The following is a 21,096-nucleotide window of genomic DNA, read 5'->3' as shown; positions in this document are numbered from 1 at the left end:
ATGACTCCGGGGCCGGGTGATGCACCGTTCGACCGGGACGGCAGCCCGCCGTTCCGTGCACCCTCCGACGAGGCCGACCGGCGCGAGGAGGCGTCCTCGCCGTCCGGGACCGTGCCACCCGGTCGCCCCGCCGGGCCGAGCCGTCCGCCTGCGTGGCCCGGTCGCCCGGAGGCCCGCCCTCCCGTGGTCGAGGAGATCGCCGTACTCGGCTTCTCCCGGCACCTCAGGAGCCGGATCGGCACCCGGCTGTTCACATGGTTCTTCGTGCTGGTCTTCGCCCTGATCCTCGTCCAGCTGGTCGCGTCCCTCCTCCATCCGTAGGACGGGGACACGGGCCGGCCCCTCCCTGAGAAGTCTCACGAAGGGCTGAGAAGGCGCTGTGAGTGACGCGCCCGGATGCGAATGAAGTCGGTCCGTCCGGCTACCCTGGTCGATCGACGGCGGCCACCGGTCCGCCGCAGGCCGGCCCGGTGCGCGGCCGCCTGCCGAGGAGGTGAGGAGCGATCGGTTCCGAGTCCGCTCCGACCAGCGCGCGTATGCCGGAGCTGTCGGCGCCCACCTCGCACCGCGTGCGCAGCGTGCTGGCGATCCCCGCTTTCCGCCGGTTGTGGCTGGTCACATCCGTCTCGGCCACCTGCGACTGGCTGAGCCTGCTGGCGCTGTCCGCGCTGGCCACCCAGCTCACCAGCGGCTACCAGGCGCAGAGCTTCGCGCTGGGTGGCGTCGTCGCCACCAAGCTGCTGCCTGCGCTGGTCCTCGGTCCACTCGCGGGTGCGCTCGCCGACAAGTTCGACCGGCGCCGGGTGATGGTCGTGTGCGACCTGCTGCGGTTCGGCCTGTTCGTGTCGATCCCGCTGCTGGGCTCGCTGTGGTGGCTGTTCGTCGCCACGTTCCTCATCGAGATCTGCGCGTTGTTCTGGATCCCGTCCAAGGACGCCTCCGTACCCAACCTGCTGCGCAGGCCCGACCAGGTCGAGACGGCCAACCAGCTCGCGCTGGTCATGACCTACGGCGTCGCGGTGATCACCGGTGCAGGTCTGTTCACGCTGCTCTCCAGCGCCGGCTCGTTCTTCGGTGGCTCGGCGCTGTCGATGGTGTTCGTGGCGCTGGTCCTGAGCGGGATCGCCTACCTGGTCATCGCGCTCACCGTCTGGTTCCGCATCCCGGAGATCTCCGGCCGCGCGATCGGGAACCGGGCTGTCGCGCCCGGCGTGCTCGCCATGATGCGCGACGGCGCGGCGTTCGTCGTGCGCACTCCGATGATGCGCGGCCTGGTGTTCGGCATCGTCGGCGCCTTCGCGGCCGGTGGCACCGTCGTGGGCTCGGCCACGCTGTATGCGGCCAGCCTCGGTGGCGGCAACGCCGCGTACGGAGTGCTGTTCGCCGCCGTGTTCGTCGGGCTCGCGCTCGGGATGGGCTCCGCGCCGCGGCTGGCGCGCCGCCTCCCGCACAACCGGCTGTTCGGCGCCGCGATCGTCGCCGCCGGGTTGGCGCTGGTGCTGGTGGCCATCGCGCCCCACCTGTTCGTGGCGATCGTCGCGGTCATGCTCGTCGGTGGCTTCGCCGGCATCGCGTTCCTCACCGGCCTCACGATCATCGGCTCGCAGGTCGCCGACGAGATCCGCGGCCGGATCGTGGCGTTCGTGCAGTCGATCGTGCGCCTCACCCTGCTCGGGTCGATGGCGCTGGTGCCGCTGTTCGTCGGCCTGGTGAGCGCCCGGCACATCGAGGTGCTCGGCTACCCGTTCCTCGTCGACGGCACCCGCGTCGTGATGCTGGTGGGCGGTCTCGTCGCCGCGGGCGTGGGAATGCTCGCCTACCGGCAGATGGACGACCGCCGCACCGAGCCGATCCTGCCCGACCTGCTCGCCGCGCTGCGTCGCGGCGACCTGCGGTCGGGCACCGGCCTGCTGATCGCCGTCGAGGGCGCCCCGGCGGAGGCCACCACGGAGCAGGCCGCGCGGCTGGCCACGCGCCTGCGCGACGCCGGTCATGTCGTGGTCGTGCTCGACGACGGTGAGCGCGACCGTGAGCGTTGGGCCGCCGCCACCCGGGAGGCGGCGCTGTCGGGCAGGCGGGCGAAGGCACTGGCCGCTGCGGCGGTGCGGGCCGACCAGGTCGAGCGCGTCGTCCGGCCCGCGCTGGAGAGCGGCGCCGTGGTGGTGGTCGACCGCTTCCTGGTGAGCCCGCTGGTGCAGTTCGGCGTGGCGGCCGACCGGGCGCAGTCCGAGCTCGACCCCGGTGAGCTGGAGAACCTCGCAGCGTGGGCCACCGGCAGGTTGCGCCCCGACGTGTCCGTGCTGCTCGACCGCGCCCCCGAGGAGCCCTCCACCGAGGCCCGCGGCATCTCCGGTGAGGAGCACGTGCGGGTGCAGCGGCTGCTCACCCGCATGGCAGCCGCCGAGCCCCACCGCTACGTCGTCATCGACGCCGACGGCACGTCCGACGAGGTGGCCGAGCGGGTCTTCAGCGGCATCCAGCCGCTCCTGCCCCAGCGGCCGGCCACATCGGACGACGACGCGGTCCCGCAGGCCCCGGCCCCGGCTCCCACCGCGCCGTGACGGTCCGGCCATGACCGTGTGGGACGAGGTCGTCGGCCAGCCGTCCGCCGTCGCCGAGCTGAGCGCCGCCGCCGAGAACCCTGCCGCGATGACCCACGCGTGGCTGTTCACGGGCCCACCGGGCTCGGGGCGGTCGGTGGCGGCACGGGCGTTCGCGGCCGCGCTGCAGTGCCCGCTCCACGGTTGCGGGCACTGCCAGTCCTGCCACACGGTGATGGCGAGCACCCACTCGGACGTGCGGGAGGTCGTCCCGGAGGGGTTGTCGATCTCGGTGCGGTCGATGCGGCAGCTCGTGCAGTCCGCCGCCCGCCGTCCGGTGAGCGGGCGCTACCAGATCCTGATCATCACCGACGCCGACCGGCTCACCGAGAACGCCGCCAACGCGCTGCTCAAGTTCATCGAGGAACCTCCCGACCAGACGATCTTCCTGCTGTGCGCGCCGTCCGACCACCCGGAGGACGTCCAGATCACCATCCGCTCGCGGTGCCGGCCGGTGCCGTTGCGCACACCGGCGCCCGAGGCCATCGCCGACGTGCTGGTGCGTCGCGACGGGATCGACGCGGAGACGGCGAGCTGGGCCGCGTCGGTCGCGGGTGGCCACGTCGGCCGGGCCCGCAGGCTGGCCCGCGACGCCGACGCCCGCAAGTACCGCGAGACCGTGCTGTCGCTGCCGATGCGGATCCGCGGGCTGGGCGACGCGTTCGCCTACGCCGGTGAGCTGGTGCGCAACGCGAAGGCCGAGGCCACCGAGCTGAGCGAGACCCGCGACGCCACCGAGCGCGAGGAGCTGGCCGTCGCCATGGGTGCGGGTGGGGTGGGCAAGGGCGTCGCCGCGGCCGCCCGAGGGGCGAAGGCCGCGGAGAAGGACCTGGAGCGCCAGCAGAAGTCGCGCAACACGCGCACCCAGCGCGACGCGATCGACCGCGCGCTGGTCGATCTGGCCGGGTTCTTCCGCGACACCCTGGTGGCGGGCAGTGGCGCGCAGGTGGCGTTGACCAACCCCGACCGTTCCGCCGACATCAGGCGGGCCGCAGCCGAGTGGTCGCCCGAGTCGGTGCTGCGGAGGCTGGAGGCCGTGCTGGCCTGTCGCACGGCGCTGGACCAGAACGTCAAGCCGGAGATCGCCGTCGAGTCGATGATGACGGCCCTGCATCGGGGTTGATCAGGGGGTCGTACCTCCGGGCAGAATCACCCGCGTGAAGCAGGACGGGGTTGCGGAGGCGTCCATCTCCGTTCGCGAGGCCGAGGTGCTCGCCGCGGTCGGCGAACACCTCACCAACGCCGAGATCGCCACCCGCCTCTTCATCTCGATCCGCACGGTCGAGAGCCACGTGTCGTCGCTGCTGCGCAAGTTCGGGGCGAGCGATCGGCGTGCCCTGTCGCTGCTCGCCGCGCAGCGGTCGCGCGATCCCGCCCCGTCCGGGGACACGTCCCGGCGGGTCGCCCCGTTGCCGTCGCCGCTCACGTCCTTCGTCGGCCGGACGAGCGAGCGGGCCGAGCTCGCGGCCGCTCTGAGCGGGCCCCGGCTCGTCACCGCCGTCGGGCCGGGCGGGGTCGGGAAGACGCGCCTCGCGCTGGCGGTGGCCGCCGATGTGAGCGGGCGGTTCGCCGACGGCGTGTGGTACGCCGACCTGGTGCCGGTGTCCGATCCCCTGATGGTCGCCTCGGCGGTGGCCGGGGCGATCGGGCTCGGCGAGCAGCAGGGGAGGTCGACGGAGGACACGGTGCTCGCGTGGGCGGCCGACCGCCAGGCCCTGTTCGTGCTGGACAACTGCGAGCACCTGCTGGACGGGGTCGCGCTGCTGGTGGAGCGGCTACTGGCACGCAGCCCCGGGCTCGTCGTGCTGGCGACGAGCCGCGCGCGGCTGCTGCTGCCGTTCGAGCGGGTCGTCCCGGTGGCCGGGATGTCCGTCCCGGTCGGGGACGATGCCGAGGGCGGTGACGCCACCACGCTCTTCGAGGAACGCGCCGCCGCGGCGGGCTTTCCGGTCACCGCCGCGGATCGGAGCCGGATCGCGCGGATCTGCCGCGGCCTGGACGGTGTGCCACTGGCGATCGAGCTGGCGGCGGCCCGATTGCCCTCGCTGGGGGTGGACGGGCTCGAGGCCGGCCTGGCCGACCGGCTCCAGCTGCTCACCGGCGCGCGCCGCGTGGACAGCAGGCACAGCTCGCTGCGGTCGATGCTGGACTGGAGCTACGCCCTGCTCGACGAGCAGGCGCAGGCGGTGCTGCGTCGGGCGGCGGTGTTCGCCGGGCCGTTCCGCGCCGAGGACGCGGCGGCGGTGGCGGGCTGGGCTCCGGTGGCGGTGCGCGACATCGGCGTGCACCTGGCCGCGCTCGCCGACCACAGCCTGCTGGTGCCGACGACGGCGTCCGACGGCACCCGCTACCGGGTGCTGGAGGCCGTCCGTCAGTACGGTGCCGAGCTCCTCGAGGACACCGGGGAGCTCGTCGAGTGCCGGGCGCGGCATCTGCGCTGGTCGGGCGAGGCGGGGGCAGCCCTGCTCGCCGACACCGCCGTCGAGGCCGTCGGGTGGCGGACGACCTTCGACCGGCTCGCCGACGAGCTGAGAGCCACCCTCGCCTGGTTCGCACCCCGTCCGGAGCATCGTCAGGTCGCCTACGAGGGGAAGGGGCTGCTCGCGGCCCTGTGCCACCGTCGCGGCCTGTCGAGGGAGGCGCAGTGGCGCTACGAGCAGGCTGCCGCGTTGGCCCCGGACGACGCGCGGGCCGCCGTGGCGTTGCACATGGCTGCGGGCGCGGCGGAAGCGCAGCTGGCCGGCGAGGAGGCGGTCCGGTTGCGCCGCGCCGCTGCGGCCGCGGCCCTGCGCGCGGACGAGCCGGAGCGTGCCGCCCGGGAGCTGGCCCAGGCCGCAGAGCTGATGAACCGGGGCCCGGGGACCTTCGCCCACCCGGCGTCGCCGGACGTGGTGCGCGCGCTGCTGGACGAGGCCCGGCGGCACGCGGGCGGCGACCTCGTCGCCCAGGCGCGGCTCGCCACGGCGGAGGCGTTCGTGGTGCCCGAGACCGATCCGGGGGCGGCGCAGGCAGGGGAGCGAGCGCTGGAGCTGGCGCGGCGAGCGGGTGACCGGCTGGCCGAGAGCGCGGCGCTGGACCGGCTCACCACCGTGCAGCTCGCCGGGGGTGAGGCGCGTGCGGCGTTGGCGAGCGCGCTGCGGCGCATCGAGTTGCTGGCCCCGGTGGCGCTCGACGCCGACGCGGGGTTCGAGCTGTCCGACGCCCACATCATGGCGGTCGAGTCGGCGATCGCGGCGGGCGATCTGCGGGAGGCGAGGCGGGTCGCCGAGCGCGTCCGGGATCTGCCCCTGCACCGCGAGGTCGGCCACGTCGCGGTCGCGCGCCTGCTGACCGTGGCCCTGCTGGACGGTCATTGGGACGGCGTGGTCGCTGCCGGCGAACGTTTCCGGGAGGGCTGGGAGCGGGCGGGCCGGCCGCGCGTCCCCACGCTCCGCCGGGCCGCCCACGCGGTGGCCACGGTGCACGGCCTGCGCGGTGAGGACGACAGCCGCGCCACCTGGATGTCGATCTTCAACGCGTTGGAACCCCTGTGCCGCCCGCTGCACGACAAGAACCCTCGCGCGTTCTTCGACGCGCTCGTGCTGCTCCACCTCGATCAGCCCGATGAGGCGCTGCGCCTGCTCGCCGTCCCCCCGGACGAGATCCACGGCTGGTACCAGGGGATCTGGCGTCCCTGGTACGGGGCACTGTGGGTGGAGGCGGCGGTCCTCGCCGACCAGCCGGCCGCGGCCGAGCGCGCCTCGACCGTCCGTCCGGCCATCGGCGACAACCCGGTTGCGGCCGCGATCGTCGACCGCGCTGCCGCCCTCGCCGCGGGCGACCGCGCGGGCGTGCTGGCTGCGGCCCGCGCCCTGGAGGCTGCCGGTTGCCGCTACCAGTGGGCGCGCAGCCTCGTCCTCGCCGGTGGCGCCGAGCGGGCCCGAGGTGAGTCGGCGCTCCGCGTCATGGGCGCAACGCTCGTCTGACACCGCGGCACGCACGGACGGCACCGACCAGCAGTTCCGTGTCCGCTCCGTGCCGGCCACGGATGTCCGGAGGCTCCGCACAGCCGATCGTGGAACACGTCGCCCACCACCGGAAACAAGGACGTGACCACAGTGTTCAGCGAGATCTTCACCGCCGCAGTCGCGAACGACCGCCACCGTGCCCTGCTCGCCGAGGCCGACGCCTACCGGCTCGCCCTCGCGGTCGCACCGGCCCCACGGGTCCGGACCCGGCTCGTCCGCCTGGCCGCCCTCGTCCGGCGCGGCAGCTCAGACCCGGGCCGGCAGGGCGGGCATCGTGAAATAGATCATCGGGTTGTCGCCGGCACCCCGGATCGGAGCGAGCCCCAGCTCGTCGCGCAGACTGTTGAGGGCGTTGTAGTCGGCGCGTGCCTTCGCCCGTGACGGCGTGAAGAACGGGACCTCCCGCTCGTCCAGCCAGCGGACCACGACCTTGCCCTCGTGCAGCGGCAGCGTCACCGGGAAGTGGAAGACGTCGTGCACGCTCACCGGGATGCCGGCCGGCACCCGCGGGAACAGGTTCTCGACGTACCAGTGGGCGAAGCGCGAGTTGTGCGCGGCGTCGACGAACAGGTAGCCCATGTCGGCGGGCACCTGGTCGAGGGTGTCCTTGATGTCGCCCTTCACGAACGTCCACCGGCCCTCGGCGAGGTCCTCCGGCACGTTGCGCACCACGTTGTCGATGATGTCGAAGCTGTGCAGATGCCCCGACCCGTTGTCCCGCAGCGCGCTGAGGATCCACGTCGTCGACCACCCGTGGAACGTCCCGAGCTCCATCACGGAACTCGGCTTGGTGGCCCGCAGCAGCAGGTAGGTGATCTCCGCCTCGAGGTCGTCGAGCTGGGGCGTCATCGTCGCCTTCATCGACTCGGCGTACTCGCGCTGCGCCTTCCCCACGGCAGCCAGCTCGCCCGCGAACTCGCGGTACAGCTCGCTGACGTACCCCAGGTCGATCAGCTTCAACGGACGGTCCTCCATGTGGATCTCTCCTGACGCCGAGTCGGGCAACTGTATCGGCCGGTCCAGGGCGTGGCGGACAGGGCGACCGGCAGCGGACGGTGGGCGTCGGGGGCGCGGAGGCGGTCGCTACACTGAGCGCGCACCATCGGCCGCCTTAGCTCAGTCGGTTAGAGCGACGCACTCGTAATGCGTAGGTCTGGGGTTCGACTCCCCAAGGCGGCTCCACATCTCGGCCGATGACAGGAAGTACGGCCTGCCCTCGGCGCGGTCGCCCCGAGGCGATCCGCGGATTGCTCCGTCGCCGCCGATGAGTTCGTCAACTGCGCCAGGTCGTAACCGGCGTGACCGATACGGATGCTGACCTGGGCAAGGTCGTTGTGAACAGAGCGATGTCGCTCGACGGCTTCATCGCCGGCCCCGACAACGCGATGGACTGGGTCCTCGAGTACAACAAGTACGCGTTTCCCGAGGTCATGGACGCCACCGGCGCCATGCTCGTCGGCCGGGGCACCCACGAGGTCGGCAAGCGGATGTCCGACGAGGACACCAGCTACGACGGGGGGACGATTTTCGTCCTGACGCACCGGCCGCCGGACGAGCCGGAGCGAGGGGTCACCTTCCTCACCTGCGACCTCGCGGAGGCCGTCGCCACGGCGCGCGCTGCCGCGGGTGGGAAGGACCTGGAGATCCTCGGTGCCGACGTGGCCAGCCAGTGCCTGCAGCGAGGGCTCGTCGACGAGGTCCTGGTGTATGTCCTGCCGGTGCTGCTCGGCGACGGCGTGCGCTTCTCGACGTCGGGCCTCGGCAGGATCGACCTGGAACCGTTCAACAACACGCAGTCGGGTCCCGTGACGATGCTCCGCTTCCGCGTGCGGAAGTAGGCGCGGGGTCCGGCAATCGACTGGTGTGCGGTGAAGCCTCACCGACGAGAGAGCCCCGACCCTTCGGCCGGGGCCATCTCGTGGACTCCTGTCTCACCCCGCCAATTGGCGCTGCAGGGCCTCGGCGTCGTGCATGGCTGACATGTGCAGGAACCGTCCGTCGCGGACCGTGTAGATGGCGTACTCGACGATCTCGATCGACGCGCCGCTCGGAGCCACCCCGAGCCACTCCTTCACGGGAGTTCCGGTGTTGATCAGTCGCGCGGCCAGCCGATCTCCGTTGATGGCGATTTCCTGGGTCTCCCAGTGGAAGTCGGGAACTGCATCGGCGATCCCGCGCAACTGGGCGATGACATCGTCGCGGGTGCCCGGCTCGCTCTGCAGGGTGATGCTGTCGTGGATGAACTCGTGCATGCGGTCGAACTCGTGGGCGTTGAGCGCCTCGATGTAGCGCTCGTAGAAGTCGCGCAGGTTGCTCTCGGGCATGGTCGCCCTCTCTGAAGGTGCGGATGGGAAGGAGGCCGAGGATTCAGACCTGTGCGTAGCCGCCGTCGATGAACCACTCGGCGCCGTTGACGTACCCCGCGGCGTCCGACGCCAGGAACGTCGCGGCCGCAGCGATCTCGTCGGGATCACCGATGCGGCCGAGCGGCACTGTGGCGGCGAACCGGTCCAGGAGCGCGGCCTGCTCGTCCACGGGCGCGAGACCCAGCAGCGCGGGAATCCTGGTCGGGCCCGGGCTCAGCACGTTGACCCGGAAGTCATGAGCCTTCGAGTTGACCGTCCAGCTGCGCGCGAAGTTGCGCAGCGCCGCCTTCGTGGCGCCGTAGACCTCGAGGCCGGGATCAGGCCGCACCGACGTGGTCGACCCGATCAGGATCACGGACGCTCCTGACGACAGCAGCGGAATCGCCTTCTGCACGCCGAAGACGACCCCCTTCACGTTGGTGGCGAACGAGGCGTCGAAATGCTCCTCGGTGATGTCGCCGAGGGCGGCGACGGTGGGGTCGCCCGCATTGGCCACCAGGACGTCGATCCGTCCGGCCCGCTCGTTCACTATGTCGTAGAGCCGGTCGAGGTCGGCCAGATCGCTCACGTCGCATTGCACGGCGACGGCCTGGGATCCGAGCTCGTCCGCGGTGGCGTCCAACTGCGTCTTTCGGCGCCCGGTGACGAACACCTGCGCGCCCTCCGCGATGAAGCGGCGCGCGATACCCAGCCCTATCCCGCTCGTACCTCCGGTGATCACGGCGACCTTGCCGGTGAGTTGTCCACTCATTCCGCTACCTCCGGTCAGGCCACGAGCTCTCCGCCGTCGACGACGATGTCGGCGCCGTGGACGAAGCTGCTCTGGTTCGAGGCGAGGAAGGTCACGGCGGCGGCGATCTCCTCCGGGGCGGCGAGCCGCTCGGCGGGCACGGCGGCCGCGATCGCCGCCTTCGTCTCGTCGGCGCGATCGCCGAGGACGTCGAACAGCGGTGTGTCGGTCGGACCCGGCGAGATCGCGTTGACGCGGATGCCCCGGCCGCGCAGCTCGTTGGTCCAGGTGCGCGCGTAGGAGCGGATGGCTGCCTTTGACGCCCCGTACGGACCCAGGCCGGCCATGCCGTTCACGCTGGCCGTCGAGCTCGCGAGGATCACCGATGCGCCGACGTTGAGCAGCGGAAGGGCCTTCTGGACGGTGAGTACGGTGCCCTTGACGTTGATGTCGAAGACCCGGTCGTGAGCCTCCTCGGTGAGCTCCTCCAGCGTGGCGACGTGGTTGACGCCCGCGTTGGCGAACAGGACGTCGAGCCCCTGCCCGCGCTCGCGCACCAGTTGGTACAGCCGATCCACGTCGGCGGCGACGCTGACATCACCGGGCACCGCCGTGGCGTTGCCGATCGCGGCCACCGCCTTCTCCAGCTCCTCCACGCGCCGCCCGGTGACGAACACGTGTGCACCCTCTTCGGCGAACCGCCGTGCTGTGGCCAGGCCGATCCCGGTGCTGCCGCCGGTCACGACGGCGGTCTTTCCTTCGAGCAGTCCCATGAGACGAACCCTCCCCGAGTTCTGCAGCGATCACTGCGGAACTCGAAGCTAGCACATTCCGCATCGATCGATGCAAAACCGGACGCGCCGGGCGTCGAGCTAGGGAGGAGTGAGACCGGTGGTCGACCTCAGAGGAGCGGCCACTGGCGAAGGATGGCGTCGGCTATCGCCCGGAGCTCCTCCTGGTCGACGCCACTCGCAGCCTGCACGGCGATTCCGTAGGCCACGGTGGTGACGAGACGGGCGAGCAATCCCGGATCGACCTCCGGGGGCAGGTCGCCGTCGTCGACGGCTCGCGCGAACCGTTCGCGGACAAGGGTGCAGGTGTCGTCTCGCCAGGCGGCGAGGAGGTCGCGGACCTGTCGTCCGGAGTCGCTGGTGGCCAGGGCGCCCTGGACCCCGAGGCAGCCGTGAGGGTTGTCGGGGCGAGTGGTGGTCAGGATGGTGCCGGCCAGGATTGCGGAGGCGACGCCGAGAGCGGTCGGCTCGTCCAGGGCCCGGTGCAGGTAGGCGCTCGGGCCTTCGGAGTAGCGATCGAGGGCCTTGCGGAAGAGTTCCTCCTTGTTGCCGAAGGTCGAGTACATGCTGGTGGTGGAGATGCCCATCGCGCCGGTCAGGGTGGCCAGACTGGCCCCCTCGTAGCCCTGCTCCCAGAACACCCGCAGGGCGCGCTCGAGAGCCTCGTCGACGTCGAATCCTCGCGGTCGCCCGGTCGGGCGGCGTTGTTCGGTCTCCATCATTCCAGGCTACCTTTTCCGCATCGATCGATGCTGAACTGACATATCGAGCCGAACCTCTGCCTCGATTGATACGGAAGCTGTTGGAGAGCGACCCGCTCTCGGCCCGGATCCCGAGGGCAACGACCGGTCAGCGCCTGACCGTGTAGTGGAGGTGCAGCACGCGGTCGCCCTGGACCACCTGGTCGGGATCGTCGAGAAGCACCGTGGCGGCATGGTCGCCGAAGAATCGCACCCCTTCGCCCAGCACCACCGGGACGACGTCCATCGCGACCTCGTCGACCAGTCCCGCTGAGAACGCCTGCCCTCCGAGGTTGCCGGCGGTCACGCAGACGAGACCGTCGCCCGCGAGCTTCTTGGCGAGCGCGACGCCGGCCTCGACGGAGTCGGCGGTGTGGAACGGCGCCTCCGGGTGGTCGGCGAGCCACTCCTCCGGCAACGGCCGGTGGGTGACGACGACCAGCTCGTCTCCGGCGCCCGGCTTGCCGTCCCAGCCGTTCGTCGTGTCGAACAGGTGACGACCGATCACCGTGACCTTGACGGCGTCCCAGAAGGGCTGGACGTAGGCGGCGGACGTCCGCGAGACGTGGAACGTCCAGCCGCTCGCCCCGGCGGACAGCTCCGTGTCGCCGTTGCCGTACCAGTCGAAGAGTGGCCCGACCGTGTCGTCGGGATGAGCGATGTAGCCGTCCACCGACACGACCGCCTGCATCACAACTCTGGCCATCTCAGCTCCTCATCCGAAGGTCGGGACACTCACGTGCGCCGGTTCCACGAAAAACGCCTCGCGGTCCTCGCCCCGCGGATACGGGCCGCCGGTGTACTTGGCGAAGATACGGTCGACGATCTCCCAGCCCGCTTCGCCGCCGATCCGCTTCACGACGCGACCGCGAACGAGCGCACTGCGGACCAGGTTCTCCCGGTCGGTCACGGAGATCGCGATGCGGTCGTCCGCTCCGAGGTTGCGGCCCTTGCGCGAGTTCGGCGAGGTGAAGAACACGAGATCTTCGCCGTCGACGTCGATCATCACCGGAACCGAGTGCGGCCCACCGTCAGGCAGGAGCGTAGCGATGTGAGCGATGTTCGGGCCGGCGAACAGGGCGCGGGCCTCGTCGTTGAGCACGGTCATTCCGAGTCCTCCTGTCCGGTATCGGGGCTAGCGGTCATGTCTTCTCAGCCACTCGACGTAGTCCGGTACAGCGCGTTCGACGTCGTACTCCGGCTGGAAGCCGGTGTCGGCCCGCAGCCGGGTGGTGTCGAGATAGCCGTCCGTGGGCCGGTCCGGATTGCGCCCCTCCGGGAGGGAGATGCCCGCGCCCGGGACCGCGACGTTGATCGCGTCGACGACCTCGCTGTACCGCACCAGCCGTCCACCCGAGACGTTGTAGGTGCGATGGTTCAGCCGCTCCGCAAGCATGAGCAGCGCGATGGCCCGGCCGCAGTCCTTCACGTAGCAGAGGTCGGTGGTGTCCTCGGCGTACGCGGCCGGGCGGGGCGGGGTGAGATCGGGATCCTCGCCCCGAACCGCCGCGCTGAGCAGGCGGGGAAGCGCGAAGAACGGGTTGTCGGGCAGGCCGAGAGGCCCCCAGATGGTGCCGATCCGCAGGCTCACCGCGTCGAACCCGGCACTGTCGCCGGTCAGCTCGGCGAACAGCTCCGCGGTCTTCTTGAACACCGGGATCTGATGCGCTGCCACCACCGGCAGCGGGGCGTCCTCGCGCCACGGGACCTCGTCCACCCCCGCGTAGACGCCGATGGTGCTGGCGACGGCGAACCGCCGCACGCCCCACACCGTCGCCGCCTTGAGTGCGTTGAGCAGGCCGAGGGTGTCGGCGCGGAGGTACTCGACCGGATCGGGCAGGTCGTGACGGGCCGCCGCGAGGTGCACGATGCCGGTGATCTCGTGCCGCTTCCCGATGTCGAGGAAGGTCGCCTCGTCCGCCGTGTCCAGGGGCTCGACGACGACCCGGGGCTGGTCGGCGAGGTACTCGGGCAGCCGGGTGGACCTGTGCGCAGTCAGCACGACGGATTCGCCCAGGTCGAGCAGTGCCCGTGCGGTGTGCGACCCGATGGAACCCAGGCCGCCGGTAATGAGTATCACTCGTACCCCTCCACATCCTGTTGATGGATCCGGGAGGTGACGGCGGAGAGGTGACCGAGCCCGGTCCGGCCCTCGATGTCCTCGGCTGGTCGCGCCATCCGCGTCAGCTCACGTGCACGCGCGGCCCTCGACCAGGGAAGATGCATGATCGGAAGGCTCAGCCGCATGATCGCGACGCTAAGCGCGAATCGGTCGCCGCTCTTGTACGAAACGGCCATTTCCAGGTCCGAGCATCGGGACGTAGGAGGCAGCGTGGTCATGCCCGCAGCTGCACGCAGCGCCCGCCTGTGCGAGGTACTCGCCAGGCGTGACGCCCGTGAGCCGGCGACACTCGCGGCTCAGGTGTGCCTGGTCGTGGTACCCGGTCTCGACGGCCCACCCTGCGAGACCCACGGGTGCGGCGCCCTGCTGGGCAACTGACGCCTGCACGCGAGCGGTGAAGCCCTGGAAACGCAGGATGCGGTGCAACTCCTTCGGGCCGACGCCGACCGCAGCCCGGCACCGGCGCCGCAACTGGCGTTCGGAGATCGACAGCAACGCAGGTAGAGCGGCCGTTCGGCTGCCGTGCCACGGCATGAGATTCCGGACGATCTCGTTCACCAACCGGTCCGGTTCTCCGGCACGGCGAGCGACGAACGACTGGAGCAGATCGAGCGCGCCCCGCGGTGTCGTGGCATTCCCGAGAAGATCTGTCACGTAGGCGAGGTCGCACCAGATGTCGGTGCCTGCGATGTCCTGATCGACCAGTTCGTCGGCCGGCACCCCGACGAGACCACCGAGCACGCCCGGCCGCAGCCGCACCCCGACGACCGTGCCTCCCGCCGGGATCTCCTGATACGTCGACGTGGTCAGGGGCCCGAGCAGCCGGGGCGCCTCACCGAGTACACATCGCACCTCGGCGCCGCCGTGTGGTACGTGCCGCTGCGCCAGGGGCCGGTCACCTACCTGCTGGATCCAGACAGACGATGCGAGCGCGGCGAGCGCGGGCGCCGGCGCGCGCTCCACGTAGGACGATTCCCCGGCCATCTCACCATCCTGCCGACTCGGTCGTCGATCAGGAACCGGCCCGCACCGCGTACGTCGCGTCCAGATGTTCGGCATCCAGCGGTCACGTCGGTGCTGTCCCAGGTTCTGGATGATCCAGCTTCGTGTCTTCGACCCGTAGTCGTCGTGAGTGCGTCGGAAGATTCTCGACAAGATGTGCCGAGGATTTCGAGACCGGCCCCGCGGCTCCGTCCCACGGCCAGATGCGGCCGCCGCGGCCGCACCGCACCAAGGAGACCCAGCATGGCGAAGTATCTGCTTCTCAAGCACTACCGCGGCGCCCCCGAGGCCGCGAACCCCGTCCCGATGGACCAGTGGACCCCGGAGGAGGTCCAGGACCACGTGCAGTACATGAACGACTTCGCCGCCCGGCTGGAGAGCACCGGTGAGTTCGTCGACCATCAGGCACTCTCGCCCAGGGGCACGTTCGTCCGGTACGACGGGGAGGGTCGGCCCCCGGTCACCGACGGGCCCTTCGCGGAGACCAAGGACCTCATCGCCGGCTGGATGGTGATCGACGTCGACACCTACGAGCGCGCGCTCGAGCTCGCCGGCGAGCTGTCGGCAGCCCCCGGAGCCGGCGGCAAGCCGATCCACGAATGGCTCGAGCTGCGCCCGTTCCTGGGCGTTGCGCCCACTGTCACCGAGTGACCGGGCCGGCCAGGGAAGATCAGCTGATGGACGAACTGCTGCTGAGGGAGCTGACTCCCGCGGTGATCGGCGTCCTCACCCGTCGCGGAGTCGACTTCGCGACGGCCGAGGACGCCGTGCAGGAAGCACTCATCCAGGCCGCGCTGACCTGGCCGGACCGGCAACCGGCCGACCCGAAGGGCTGGCTGGTCACGGTCGCATGGCGCAAGTTCCTCGACGCCCGCCGCTCCGAGATCTCGCGTCGCGACCGGGAGCAGCGGGTCGAGGTCGAGCCGCCACCCGGACCTGCCGAGACCGCGGACGACACGTTGCAGCTCTTCTTCCTGTGCGCCCACCCGTCGCTGACCCCGGCATCCGCGGTGGCCCTCACGCTGCGCGCCGTGGGTGGCCTGACCACCCGGCAGATCGCCCAGGCCTATCTCGTGCCGGAGGCGACGATGGCGCAGCGGATCAGCCGGGCCAAACGCACGGTCGCTGATGTGCGGTTCGATCAGCCGGGCGACCTGGCGACGGTGCGACGGGTGCTCTACCTGGTCTTCAACGAGGGCTACACCGGAGACGTCGACCTGGCGGCCGAGGCGATCCGGCTCACCCGGCAGTTGGCGTCGATGACCGATGACGAGGAGACCGCGGGCCTGCTGGCGTTGATGCTGCTGCACCACGCCCGGCGACCGGCGCGGACCAGGCGCGACGGCAGCCTGGTCCCGCTGGCCGAGCAGGACCGCTCCCGCTGGGACACCTCGCTCATCGCCGAGGGCGTCGCCATCCTGCAGAAGGCGCTGGCCCGCGACCGGCTCGGTGAGTTCCAGGCGCAGGCCGCGATCGCCGCCCTGCACGCCGACGCGCCGCGCGCCGAAGAGACCGACTGGGTGCAGATCGTCGGCTGGTACGACGAGTTGCTCCGGCTCACCGAGAGCCCGGTCGTGGAGCTCAACCGGGCCGTCGCGATCGGCGAGGCCGGCGGCCCCGTGGCCGGCCTCGCCGCCTTGGCCACCGTGGACCCCGGCCTGCCCCGCCACACCGCCGTTTCGGCCTACCTGCACGAGAAGGCCGGCGACCTCCGGACCGCGGCACAGTTGTATGCCGATGCCGCCCGGTCCGCCCCCAACCTCGCCGAGCGCCACCACCTCACCCTGCAGGCAGCGCGGATCAGCCAGTCGCTGCGTGCGTGAGCCCTGATGGCGTCGGGTGGCAGGCTCGCTCCCCATGATCGACGATTTCGCGAAGGCGTACCTCCACAGCGACCTGCGCGACGTGCGGGAGACGATGCTCTGGAAGCTGGACGGGCTCACCGAGTACGACGTCCGCCGCCCCCTGACCTCCACCGGGACCAATCTCCTCGGCCTGGTCAAACACCTGTCGAACACCGAGGCCCGATACTTCGGGGACGTGTTCGGGCGCCCGTTCCCGGAACGACTGCCCTGGTGGGACGAGGACGCCGACTTCGCCGCCGACAAGTGGGTCACCGAGCACGAGTCACGCGCCGAGGTCGTCGACCGGTACCGGCGGGCGAGGGAGCACGCGGACGCGACGATCGCCGCCCTCGCCATCGACGCGCCCGGCCACGTGCCCTGGTGGCCGCGCCCGGACGTGAAGCTGTTCAACGTCATGGTCCACGTGCTCACCGAGACCAACCGGCACGCCGGGCACGCCGACATCCTGCGCGAGCAACTGGACGGCGCGGTGGGATCGGCCGCGTGGAACACGGCCCTGCAGGACGCGGCACGGCTTTCTGGGAGGCCCACTGCGCGAAGATCGAGCGGGTGGCCAAGGCGGCTGATCCGGCTCAGGCCTGAACCGGGCGAGCACCAAGGCCTGCTAGTGCTCGCCGGGCCGGACGAGCCCGCTCTCGTAGGCGATCACCACGAGTTGGGAGCGGTCGCGGGCGTCGAGTTTGCCGAGGAGGCGGCCGACGTAGGTGCGCGCGGTGTCCGGGCTGATGTGCAGGACGCTTCCGATCTCGGCGTTCGAGCGACCGGCCCCGACCTGGGCGAGGACGTCGCGCTCACGGTCGGTGAGCCCGACGAGCCGCTCCGGCCGCGCGGCTCCGGACCGGGCTGCGGCGGCCAGCACCCGTCGGGTCACGGCTGGTGAGAGGAGCGCGTCGCCGCCGGCCACGATGCGCACTGCTTCGCGGAGGGCGTCGGGTGTGGTGTCCTTCAGGAGGAATCCTGCTGCGCCCGCGCGGATGGCTTCGAAGAGGTACTCGTCGTCGTCGAACGTGGTCAGCATGATCACCTGGACGCCGCTCAGTGCGGGTTCGGCGAGGATCCGGCGGGTCGCCTGCAGACCGTCGGTGCCGGGCATGCGGACGTCCATGAGCACGATGTCCGGGCGGTGGGTGCGCACGACGGTGACTCCGGTCGACCCGTCGCCGGCCTCGCCGACCACGGTGATGTCGGGCGCCCGCTCGAGAAGAGCGCGCAGCCCGGCGCGAACGAGGTGCTGGTCGTCGACGAGCACGACGCGTATCTCGCTCAACGTGCCGCCCTCCCGACGGGCAGGTGTGCCTGCACGTGGAAGCCGCCTCCCTCCAGGTTGCCGACGTGCACACTGCCGCCGAGCAGGGCGATCCGCTCGGTCATTCCGCGCAGTCCGTGACCGTGCTCGGCCGGTTGGTCGGCCGGTGCGCCGTGGCCGTCGTCGGCGACCTCCAGTGCCAACCCCGTGGCGGACGCGCGGACCGACACTGTGACCCGATTTGCGTCGGCGTGCCGGAGCGCATTGGTCAGTGCCTCCTGCACGACGCGGTACGCGGTGGTGCCGACCACGGTAGGGACCGCGCTGACGTCCCCGGTGAGGTGCAGGTCAACCGGGAGCCCGCTGCGGATGACGCCGTCGGCGAGGTCGCGGAGCCGGTCGAGCCCCGGCGGGGGTTCGCGGGTGCCGGGTCCGCCGAGCCAGGTGCCGAGGGTGGCGCGGAGTTCGGACATTGCGCTCCTCGCCGCAGTGCCGATCGTCGTGACCGCACCGCGGACGTCGGCGACCGAGCCGCCGTCGAGTGCTTCCTCTGCCACGGCGGCCTGCAAGGTGATCACTGACATGGTGTGGCCGAGGGTGTCGTGCAACTCGCGGGCGATGCGGATCCGTTCGGTGTCGACCTCACGGGCAGCTTCTCGGCGTCGCTCCTCTGCCGCCGCAGCGGCCTGCCTGGCCATTTGTGCGCGCAAGGCACGTCGGCTGCGCGTGGCGTCACCCAGCGCGATCACCGCGAGCATCAGGACGGCGTCCGATCCGAGGGCAAGACCCACGACGTAGGTGAGGTCGTCGCCCTCGGCCAGCCGCGCTGTCACCGAGACCAGAAGCAGTACCGCGGCGATGCCCGCCGCGGCGAAGGGCCGGCCGTGATCGGCAGCGGCGTACAGCGCGGCTGCCACCGGAACCGCCACGCCGATCGGGGGCAGGTCGAGCAGGTAGTAGAGGACGAGGCCGGCCGCGGTCGCCGCCAGCGCCGACACCGGCCACCGGCGGCTCACCAGCATCAGTGCGCCGAATCCGGCAGCGAAGGCGTACGCGAGCACCGACCGGCTGATCGGTCCGGTGTCGGTGACCACCGCGGCCGCCACGAGACAGGACACCGCGATGGCCAGCAGTGCATCGGAACGGGTGGGACGGCCGGCTCGCACGATGTCGCAGGTTAGCGCCGCGGACGCCGCGGGACCGTCGTCGAGACGCGTGACTCTGGGCCCGCGGTGTACGTCGAGAAGCGACGTGGGGTCGCGCGGTCAGGAGGCGGTCGGGGCGGCCGGACGAACTTAGCGTCGTCGGTGGCGGCGGTCCTGTCGCCGGGGTTGTCGAGGACCGATGAGAGGGGACGCGGGGGATGTCGCGCACGAGATGGATCACGGTGGTGCTGATAGCGCTGGTGTGGGCGTCGATGATGTCGTTCGGCGGGGTGGCCGCCGAGACGGTGATGCTGTATCCGAACATCTTCGGCGATGCGCCGGCGTCGTTGGATCGGGCGCGGGAGTTCCTGATCGCAGGTGGTCCGAGCGACTACTTCCCCCCGTTGGGAGCCACCGTGGTGCTCACGTGCCTGGTGGCGACGGCATTGACGTGGCGGGAGCCGCGGCTGCGGTGGTGGATCGTGGCCGCGGCCGCGGTGTTCATCGGGTGCGAGTTCCTGTTCTCGGCGCTGTTCTTCTGGCCGCGCAACGAGATCATGTTCGTGGATCCGGTCGGTACCCATTCCCCGGAGTACCTGCGTCAGGTGGCGCAGGAGTTCGTGACCGGGCACTGGGTGCGTTTAGCCGGGGGCGCTGTGACGTCTGCGTTGGCGTTCACGGCGCTGCTGCGGTGGGTCGGCAGGGCCGCACGGGCCGGCACCGACCGCCGCGAGCGCACCGAAACCGGCGGGGCGCTGCTGTGAGCCGACCGACGCGGGTGCTCGGATTCTCCTGGCCGGTGCTGATCGGGCTGGCCACGCTGGCCGTCCCCCGGGTCGTGCTGCACGACCTGGGAGTGATCGAGGAGGGTTCGTTCGTCAACGGGCTGTTCGTGTTCGTCCCACCCGTCTGCTGGATCGCCGCGGTGCTGTGGAAACGCCCCCACCGCCCGTTCGCCACCGTCATGGTCATCGGTCTGATTTACGGGGTGCTCCTCGCCCTGGGCCACCAACTGCTCTGGGGCATCGCGTTCGGCGAGGAGACACCGGCCCTGGGGGGCGAGCTCGCCGGCACCGACCCCGCCACCCAGGAAACCGCCCTGCGTACCGTCGCTGCGATCTCCAGCGTGGTCACCGGCACCCTCGTCGGGGTGGCCACCGGCGCCCTCGCGGTGCTCCTGTGCCGCCTCGTGCCGGCACCCCAGGCGGCGAACGGTAATTGCTGACGGACTCCTGCCCGTCACATGGACACATGTCGCGGTCGGAAGTGCCTTGTGAACCGCGAAATGTGTCCATGTCGCGGTTCTAGCTTCGGTTCATAGGGGTATCGCGGCGCGCTGCCCGGCCGATCCGCCGGGCTTCGATGGCGATGTCGCGGAGCGCGCCGCTGATGGAGATCGTGTAGCCGAGGAAGTACAGCCCGGGTGCAACAGCGACGCCTGAGGCCGGCGGGCGCCCGTCGCCGTCGAGCATGCCGAGGTGGCCGACCATCTTGTCCAGGCCCTGGCGGTAGCCGGTCGCGGCGATGACCACGTCGGGGGTGATCACGGAGCCGTCGGCCAGCCGGACCCCGGACCCCTCGAATCCGGCAACCGACGCCACGGGCTTGACCTTGCCCGACTTCACGGCGTCGATGAGACCGACGTCCTGGACGGGGACCGCGCGGTCCCGGAGCACGCGCGTGTACATGCCCTCCTGTGGGCGGGGGAGGCCGTACGCGCTCAGGTCGGGGGTGCTCAGGAGGGCCTGCACGCGCGCCGCCTGGTCGACCGCGACGCGCGGGGCGTGGCGCAGCAGGATCCCGGATGCCTGAGCGGGCCAGCCCGCCACGTCGCGGCGGACGATGTGCGGCGGCGTACGGACCGCGAGGCGCACGCGACGCGCGCCGCCGGCCGCCAGGTCGGCCGCGATCTCCGCCCCCGTATTGCCGACGCCGACGACGAGGACGTCGCGCCCGGCGTACGGACCGGGGTTGCGGTAGTCCTTCGCGTGGAGGAACTCGCCGGTGAACGTCTCCCGTCCCGCCCAGTCCGGCAGGTGAGGGGTGTGGTTGTGGCCGGTGGCGACCACGACCGTGCGCGCGGTCAGCTCCTCGCCCCCGGCGGTGCGCAGTAACCAGCGGGCGCCGTCGTGCGCGGCGCCGTCAGCCTGGTCAACCCGTTCGATCTCGGTGCCGGTGCGGACGTCGAGACCGTGGTGCTCCCTGTACCCCTCCAGGTACCGCACGAGGTCGTCGCGGGCCACCCAGCGGCCGTAGGACCGGGGAATCGCGAATCCCGGCAGGCCGGACAAACTGCGGATGGTGTGGAGGCGCAACCTGTCGTAATGGGTGCGCCAGCTCGCCGCCACGACCTCACTGCGCTCCAGGACGGTGGCAGGAATGCCGTGTCCCTTGAGGACGGCGGCCGCGGCGAGCCCGGCGGGACCCCCACCGATGACGTACGCCTGCCCAGCACCCTGCCCGATGGGGACGACCATTCCGA

At 71.3% G+C, this 21,096-nt stretch carries 22 protein-coding genes, 1 tRNA gene and 1 pseudogene; 11 read left to right on the top strand and 13 right to left on the bottom strand.

Annotated features, from left to right (window positions below; all coding sequences use genetic code 11):
• The 4 genes from HF577_RS07500 (at position 1) to HF577_RS07485 (ending at position 6,565) form a co-directional block, all read left to right on the top strand.
• Entirely contained in the window at positions 1 to 321 is a 321-nt protein-coding gene (locus tag HF577_RS07500) for a hypothetical protein (protein WP_169395008.1), read from the top strand.
• 215 nt (positions 322 to 536) lie between these two features.
• Positions 537 to 2,561 carry a bifunctional MFS transporter/dTMP kinase gene (locus tag HF577_RS07495; RefSeq protein WP_211173916.1) on the top strand — a complete coding sequence of 675 codons (2,025 nt, stop codon included), beginning with the start codon at positions 537 to 539 and terminating at the stop codon, positions 2,559 to 2,561.
• Between the two features lie 10 nt (positions 2,562 to 2,571).
• A complete protein-coding gene (locus HF577_RS07490) occupies positions 2,572 to 3,723 on the top strand; it encodes a DNA polymerase III subunit delta' (RefSeq protein WP_169395007.1) in 1,152 nt (383 codons plus the stop codon).
• A 34-nt stretch (positions 3,724 to 3,757) separates the two neighbouring features.
• The gene (locus HF577_RS07485) at positions 3,758 to 6,565 is read left to right on the top strand and encodes an ATP-binding protein (RefSeq protein ID WP_169395006.1); all 2,808 of its coding nucleotides are present in this window, start codon (positions 3,758 to 3,760) and stop codon (positions 6,563 to 6,565) included.
• Between the two features lie 288 nt (positions 6,566 to 6,853).
• Here HF577_RS07485 and HF577_RS07480 read toward each other — a convergent pair whose 3' ends face one another.
• Complete coding sequence (locus HF577_RS07480) at positions 6,854 to 7,582, bottom strand: class I SAM-dependent methyltransferase (protein ID WP_246265992.1); 729 nt, start codon at positions 7,580 to 7,582, stop codon at positions 6,854 to 6,856.
• A gap of 130 nt (positions 7,583 to 7,712) precedes the next feature.
• Between HF577_RS07480 and HF577_RS07475 the strand changes: the two genes are divergently transcribed.
• A tRNA-Thr gene (locus HF577_RS07475) sits at positions 7,713 to 7,789 on the top strand.
• 116 nt (positions 7,790 to 7,905) lie between these two features.
• On the top strand, positions 7,906 to 8,445 hold the full coding sequence (locus tag HF577_RS07470) for a dihydrofolate reductase family protein (protein ID WP_169395005.1): 540 nt from the start codon (positions 7,906 to 7,908) through the stop codon (positions 8,443 to 8,445).
• Between the two features lie 93 nt (positions 8,446 to 8,538).
• On the opposite strand, the gene HF577_RS07465 is transcribed toward HF577_RS07470, so the two are convergent.
• The 9 genes from HF577_RS07465 to HF577_RS07430 form a co-directional block, all read right to left on the bottom strand.
• Entirely contained in the window at positions 8,539 to 8,931 is a 393-nt protein-coding gene (locus tag HF577_RS07465) for an ester cyclase (RefSeq protein ID WP_169395004.1), read from the bottom strand.
• Between the two features lie 43 nt (positions 8,932 to 8,974).
• Positions 8,975 to 9,724 (bottom strand): SDR family NAD(P)-dependent oxidoreductase, encoded by a 750-nt coding sequence (locus HF577_RS07460; RefSeq protein ID WP_169395003.1) that lies wholly within the window; start codon positions 9,722 to 9,724, stop codon positions 8,975 to 8,977.
• 14 nt (positions 9,725 to 9,738) lie between these two features.
• Positions 9,739 to 10,476: an SDR family NAD(P)-dependent oxidoreductase gene (locus tag HF577_RS07455; protein WP_169395002.1), complete on the bottom strand. Its 738-nt coding sequence runs from the start codon at positions 10,474 to 10,476 to the stop codon at positions 9,739 to 9,741.
• 128 nt (positions 10,477 to 10,604) lie between these two features.
• Positions 10,605 to 11,213, bottom strand: coding sequence for a TetR/AcrR family transcriptional regulator (locus HF577_RS07450; protein ID WP_169395001.1), 609 nt, complete (start codon positions 11,211 to 11,213; stop codon positions 10,605 to 10,607).
• 130 nt (positions 11,214 to 11,343) lie between these two features.
• Entirely contained in the window at positions 11,344 to 11,940 is a 597-nt protein-coding gene (locus tag HF577_RS07445; protein ID WP_169395000.1) for a dihydrofolate reductase family protein, read from the bottom strand.
• A gap of 9 nt (positions 11,941 to 11,949) precedes the next feature.
• On the bottom strand, positions 11,950 to 12,342 hold the full coding sequence (locus tag HF577_RS07440; RefSeq protein ID WP_169394999.1) for a pyridoxamine 5'-phosphate oxidase family protein: 393 nt from the start codon (positions 12,340 to 12,342) through the stop codon (positions 11,950 to 11,952).
• A 27-nt stretch (positions 12,343 to 12,369) separates the two neighbouring features.
• Positions 12,370 to 13,314, bottom strand: coding sequence for an NAD-dependent epimerase/dehydratase family protein (locus HF577_RS07435; RefSeq protein ID WP_169394998.1), 945 nt, complete (start codon positions 13,312 to 13,314; stop codon positions 12,370 to 12,372).
• Entirely contained in the window at positions 13,311 to 13,481 is a 171-nt protein-coding gene (locus tag HF577_RS37350; RefSeq protein WP_211173915.1) for a hypothetical protein, read from the bottom strand. Before HF577_RS37350 ends, HF577_RS07435 begins: the two co-directional genes overlap by 4 nt.
• Before the next feature lie 10 nt (positions 13,482 to 13,491).
• Positions 13,492 to 14,340 (bottom strand): helix-turn-helix domain-containing protein, encoded by an 849-nt coding sequence (locus tag HF577_RS07430; RefSeq protein ID WP_169394997.1) that lies wholly within the window; start codon positions 14,338 to 14,340, stop codon positions 13,492 to 13,494.
• Between the two features lie 261 nt (positions 14,341 to 14,601).
• Between HF577_RS07430 and HF577_RS07425 the strand changes: the two genes are divergently transcribed.
• From HF577_RS07425 to HF577_RS37995, 3 genes and pseudogenes are all read left to right on the top strand, one after another.
• Positions 14,602 to 15,009, top strand: coding sequence for a YciI family protein (locus tag HF577_RS07425; protein ID WP_169394996.1), 408 nt, complete (start codon positions 14,602 to 14,604; stop codon positions 15,007 to 15,009).
• 26 nt (positions 15,010 to 15,035) lie between these two features.
• Positions 15,036 to 16,181 (top strand): RNA polymerase sigma factor, encoded by a 1,146-nt coding sequence (locus HF577_RS07420; protein WP_169394995.1) that lies wholly within the window; start codon positions 15,036 to 15,038, stop codon positions 16,179 to 16,181.
• A 34-nt stretch (positions 16,182 to 16,215) separates the two neighbouring features.
• Positions 16,216 to 16,805: pseudogene (locus tag HF577_RS37995) on the top strand (DinB family protein).
• Between the two features lie 22 nt (positions 16,806 to 16,827).
• On the opposite strand, the gene HF577_RS07410 reads toward HF577_RS37995, so the two are convergent.
• Together HF577_RS07410 and HF577_RS07405 are read right to left on the bottom strand one after the other, a co-directional pair.
• The gene (locus HF577_RS07410) at positions 16,828 to 17,490 is read right to left on the bottom strand and encodes a response regulator transcription factor (protein ID WP_169394994.1); all 663 of its coding nucleotides are present in this window, start codon (positions 17,488 to 17,490) and stop codon (positions 16,828 to 16,830) included.
• Entirely contained in the window at positions 17,487 to 18,635 is a 1,149-nt protein-coding gene (locus tag HF577_RS07405) for a sensor histidine kinase (RefSeq protein WP_312858991.1), read from the bottom strand. The genes HF577_RS07410 and HF577_RS07405 overlap by 4 nt, the downstream gene beginning before the upstream one ends.
• A gap of 197 nt (positions 18,636 to 18,832) precedes the next feature.
• On the opposite strand from HF577_RS07405, the gene HF577_RS07400 reads away from it, so the two are divergent.
• Complete coding sequence (locus HF577_RS07400; protein ID WP_169394993.1) at positions 18,833 to 19,378, top strand: anthrone oxygenase family protein; 546 nt, start codon at positions 18,833 to 18,835, stop codon at positions 19,376 to 19,378.
• Complete coding sequence (locus tag HF577_RS07395; RefSeq protein ID WP_169394992.1) at positions 19,375 to 19,839, top strand: hypothetical protein; 465 nt, start codon at positions 19,375 to 19,377, stop codon at positions 19,837 to 19,839. Before HF577_RS07400 ends, HF577_RS07395 begins: the two co-directional genes overlap by 4 nt.
• A gap of 79 nt (positions 19,840 to 19,918) precedes the next feature.
• Here HF577_RS07395 and HF577_RS07390 read toward each other — a convergent pair whose 3' ends face one another.
• Entirely contained in the window at positions 19,919 to 21,091 is a 1,173-nt protein-coding gene (locus HF577_RS07390; RefSeq protein ID WP_169394991.1) for a flavin-containing monooxygenase, read from the bottom strand.
• Positions 21,092 to 21,096: the final 5 nt, after the last annotated feature.

The sequence above is a fragment of the Pseudonocardia xinjiangensis genome, assembly GCF_012911925.1.
In the GTDB taxonomy this organism is placed as follows: domain Bacteria; phylum Actinomycetota; class Actinomycetes; order Mycobacteriales; family Pseudonocardiaceae; genus Pseudonocardia; species Pseudonocardia xinjiangensis.
Note: the sequence above shows the minus strand (reverse complement) of the source record. Positions and strands in the feature narration are given on the sequence as shown.

Excerpts from the sequence above, each read along its gene's own strand:
- HF577_RS37350 (WP_211173915.1), bottom strand. The coding sequence starts at position 13,481 with ATGCGGCTGAGCCTTCCGATCATGCATCTTCCCTGGTCGAGGGCCGCG.
- HF577_RS07400 (WP_169394993.1), top strand. The coding sequence starts at position 18,833 with ATGTCGCGCACGAGATGGATCACGGTGGTGCTGATAGCGCTGGTGTGG.
- HF577_RS07425 (WP_169394996.1), top strand. The coding sequence starts at position 14,602 with ATGGCGAAGTATCTGCTTCTCAAGCACTACCGCGGCGCCCCCGAGGCC.
- HF577_RS07430 (WP_169394997.1), bottom strand. The coding sequence starts at position 14,340 with ATGGCCGGGGAATCGTCCTACGTGGAGCGCGCGCCGGCGCCCGCGCTC.
- HF577_RS07420 (WP_169394995.1), top strand. The coding sequence starts at position 15,036 with ATGGACGAACTGCTGCTGAGGGAGCTGACTCCCGCGGTGATCGGCGTC.
- HF577_RS07440 (WP_169394999.1), bottom strand. The coding sequence starts at position 12,342 with ATGACCGTGCTCAACGACGAGGCCCGCGCCCTGTTCGCCGGCCCGAAC.
- HF577_RS07490 (WP_169395007.1), top strand. The coding sequence starts at position 2,572 with ATGACCGTGTGGGACGAGGTCGTCGGCCAGCCGTCCGCCGTCGCCGAG.
- HF577_RS07495 (WP_211173916.1), top strand. The coding sequence starts at position 537 with ATGCCGGAGCTGTCGGCGCCCACCTCGCACCGCGTGCGCAGCGTGCTG.
- HF577_RS07500 (WP_169395008.1), top strand. The coding sequence starts at position 1 with ATGACTCCGGGGCCGGGTGATGCACCGTTCGACCGGGACGGCAGCCCG.
- HF577_RS07455 (WP_169395002.1), bottom strand. The coding sequence starts at position 10,476 with ATGGGACTGCTCGAAGGAAAGACCGCCGTCGTGACCGGCGGCAGCACC.
- HF577_RS07480 (WP_246265992.1), bottom strand. The coding sequence starts at position 7,582 with ATGGAGGACCGTCCGTTGAAGCTGATCGACCTGGGGTACGTCAGCGAG.
- HF577_RS07445 (WP_169395000.1), bottom strand. The coding sequence starts at position 11,940 with ATGGCCAGAGTTGTGATGCAGGCGGTCGTGTCGGTGGACGGCTACATC.
- HF577_RS07390 (WP_169394991.1), bottom strand. The coding sequence starts at position 21,091 with ATGGTCGTCCCCATCGGGCAGGGTGCTGGGCAGGCGTACGTCATCGGT.
- HF577_RS07450 (WP_169395001.1), bottom strand. The coding sequence starts at position 11,213 with ATGGAGACCGAACAACGCCGCCCGACCGGGCGACCGCGAGGATTCGAC.
- HF577_RS07460 (WP_169395003.1), bottom strand. The coding sequence starts at position 9,724 with ATGAGTGGACAACTCACCGGCAAGGTCGCCGTGATCACCGGAGGTACG.
- HF577_RS07465 (WP_169395004.1), bottom strand. The coding sequence starts at position 8,931 with ATGCCCGAGAGCAACCTGCGCGACTTCTACGAGCGCTACATCGAGGCG.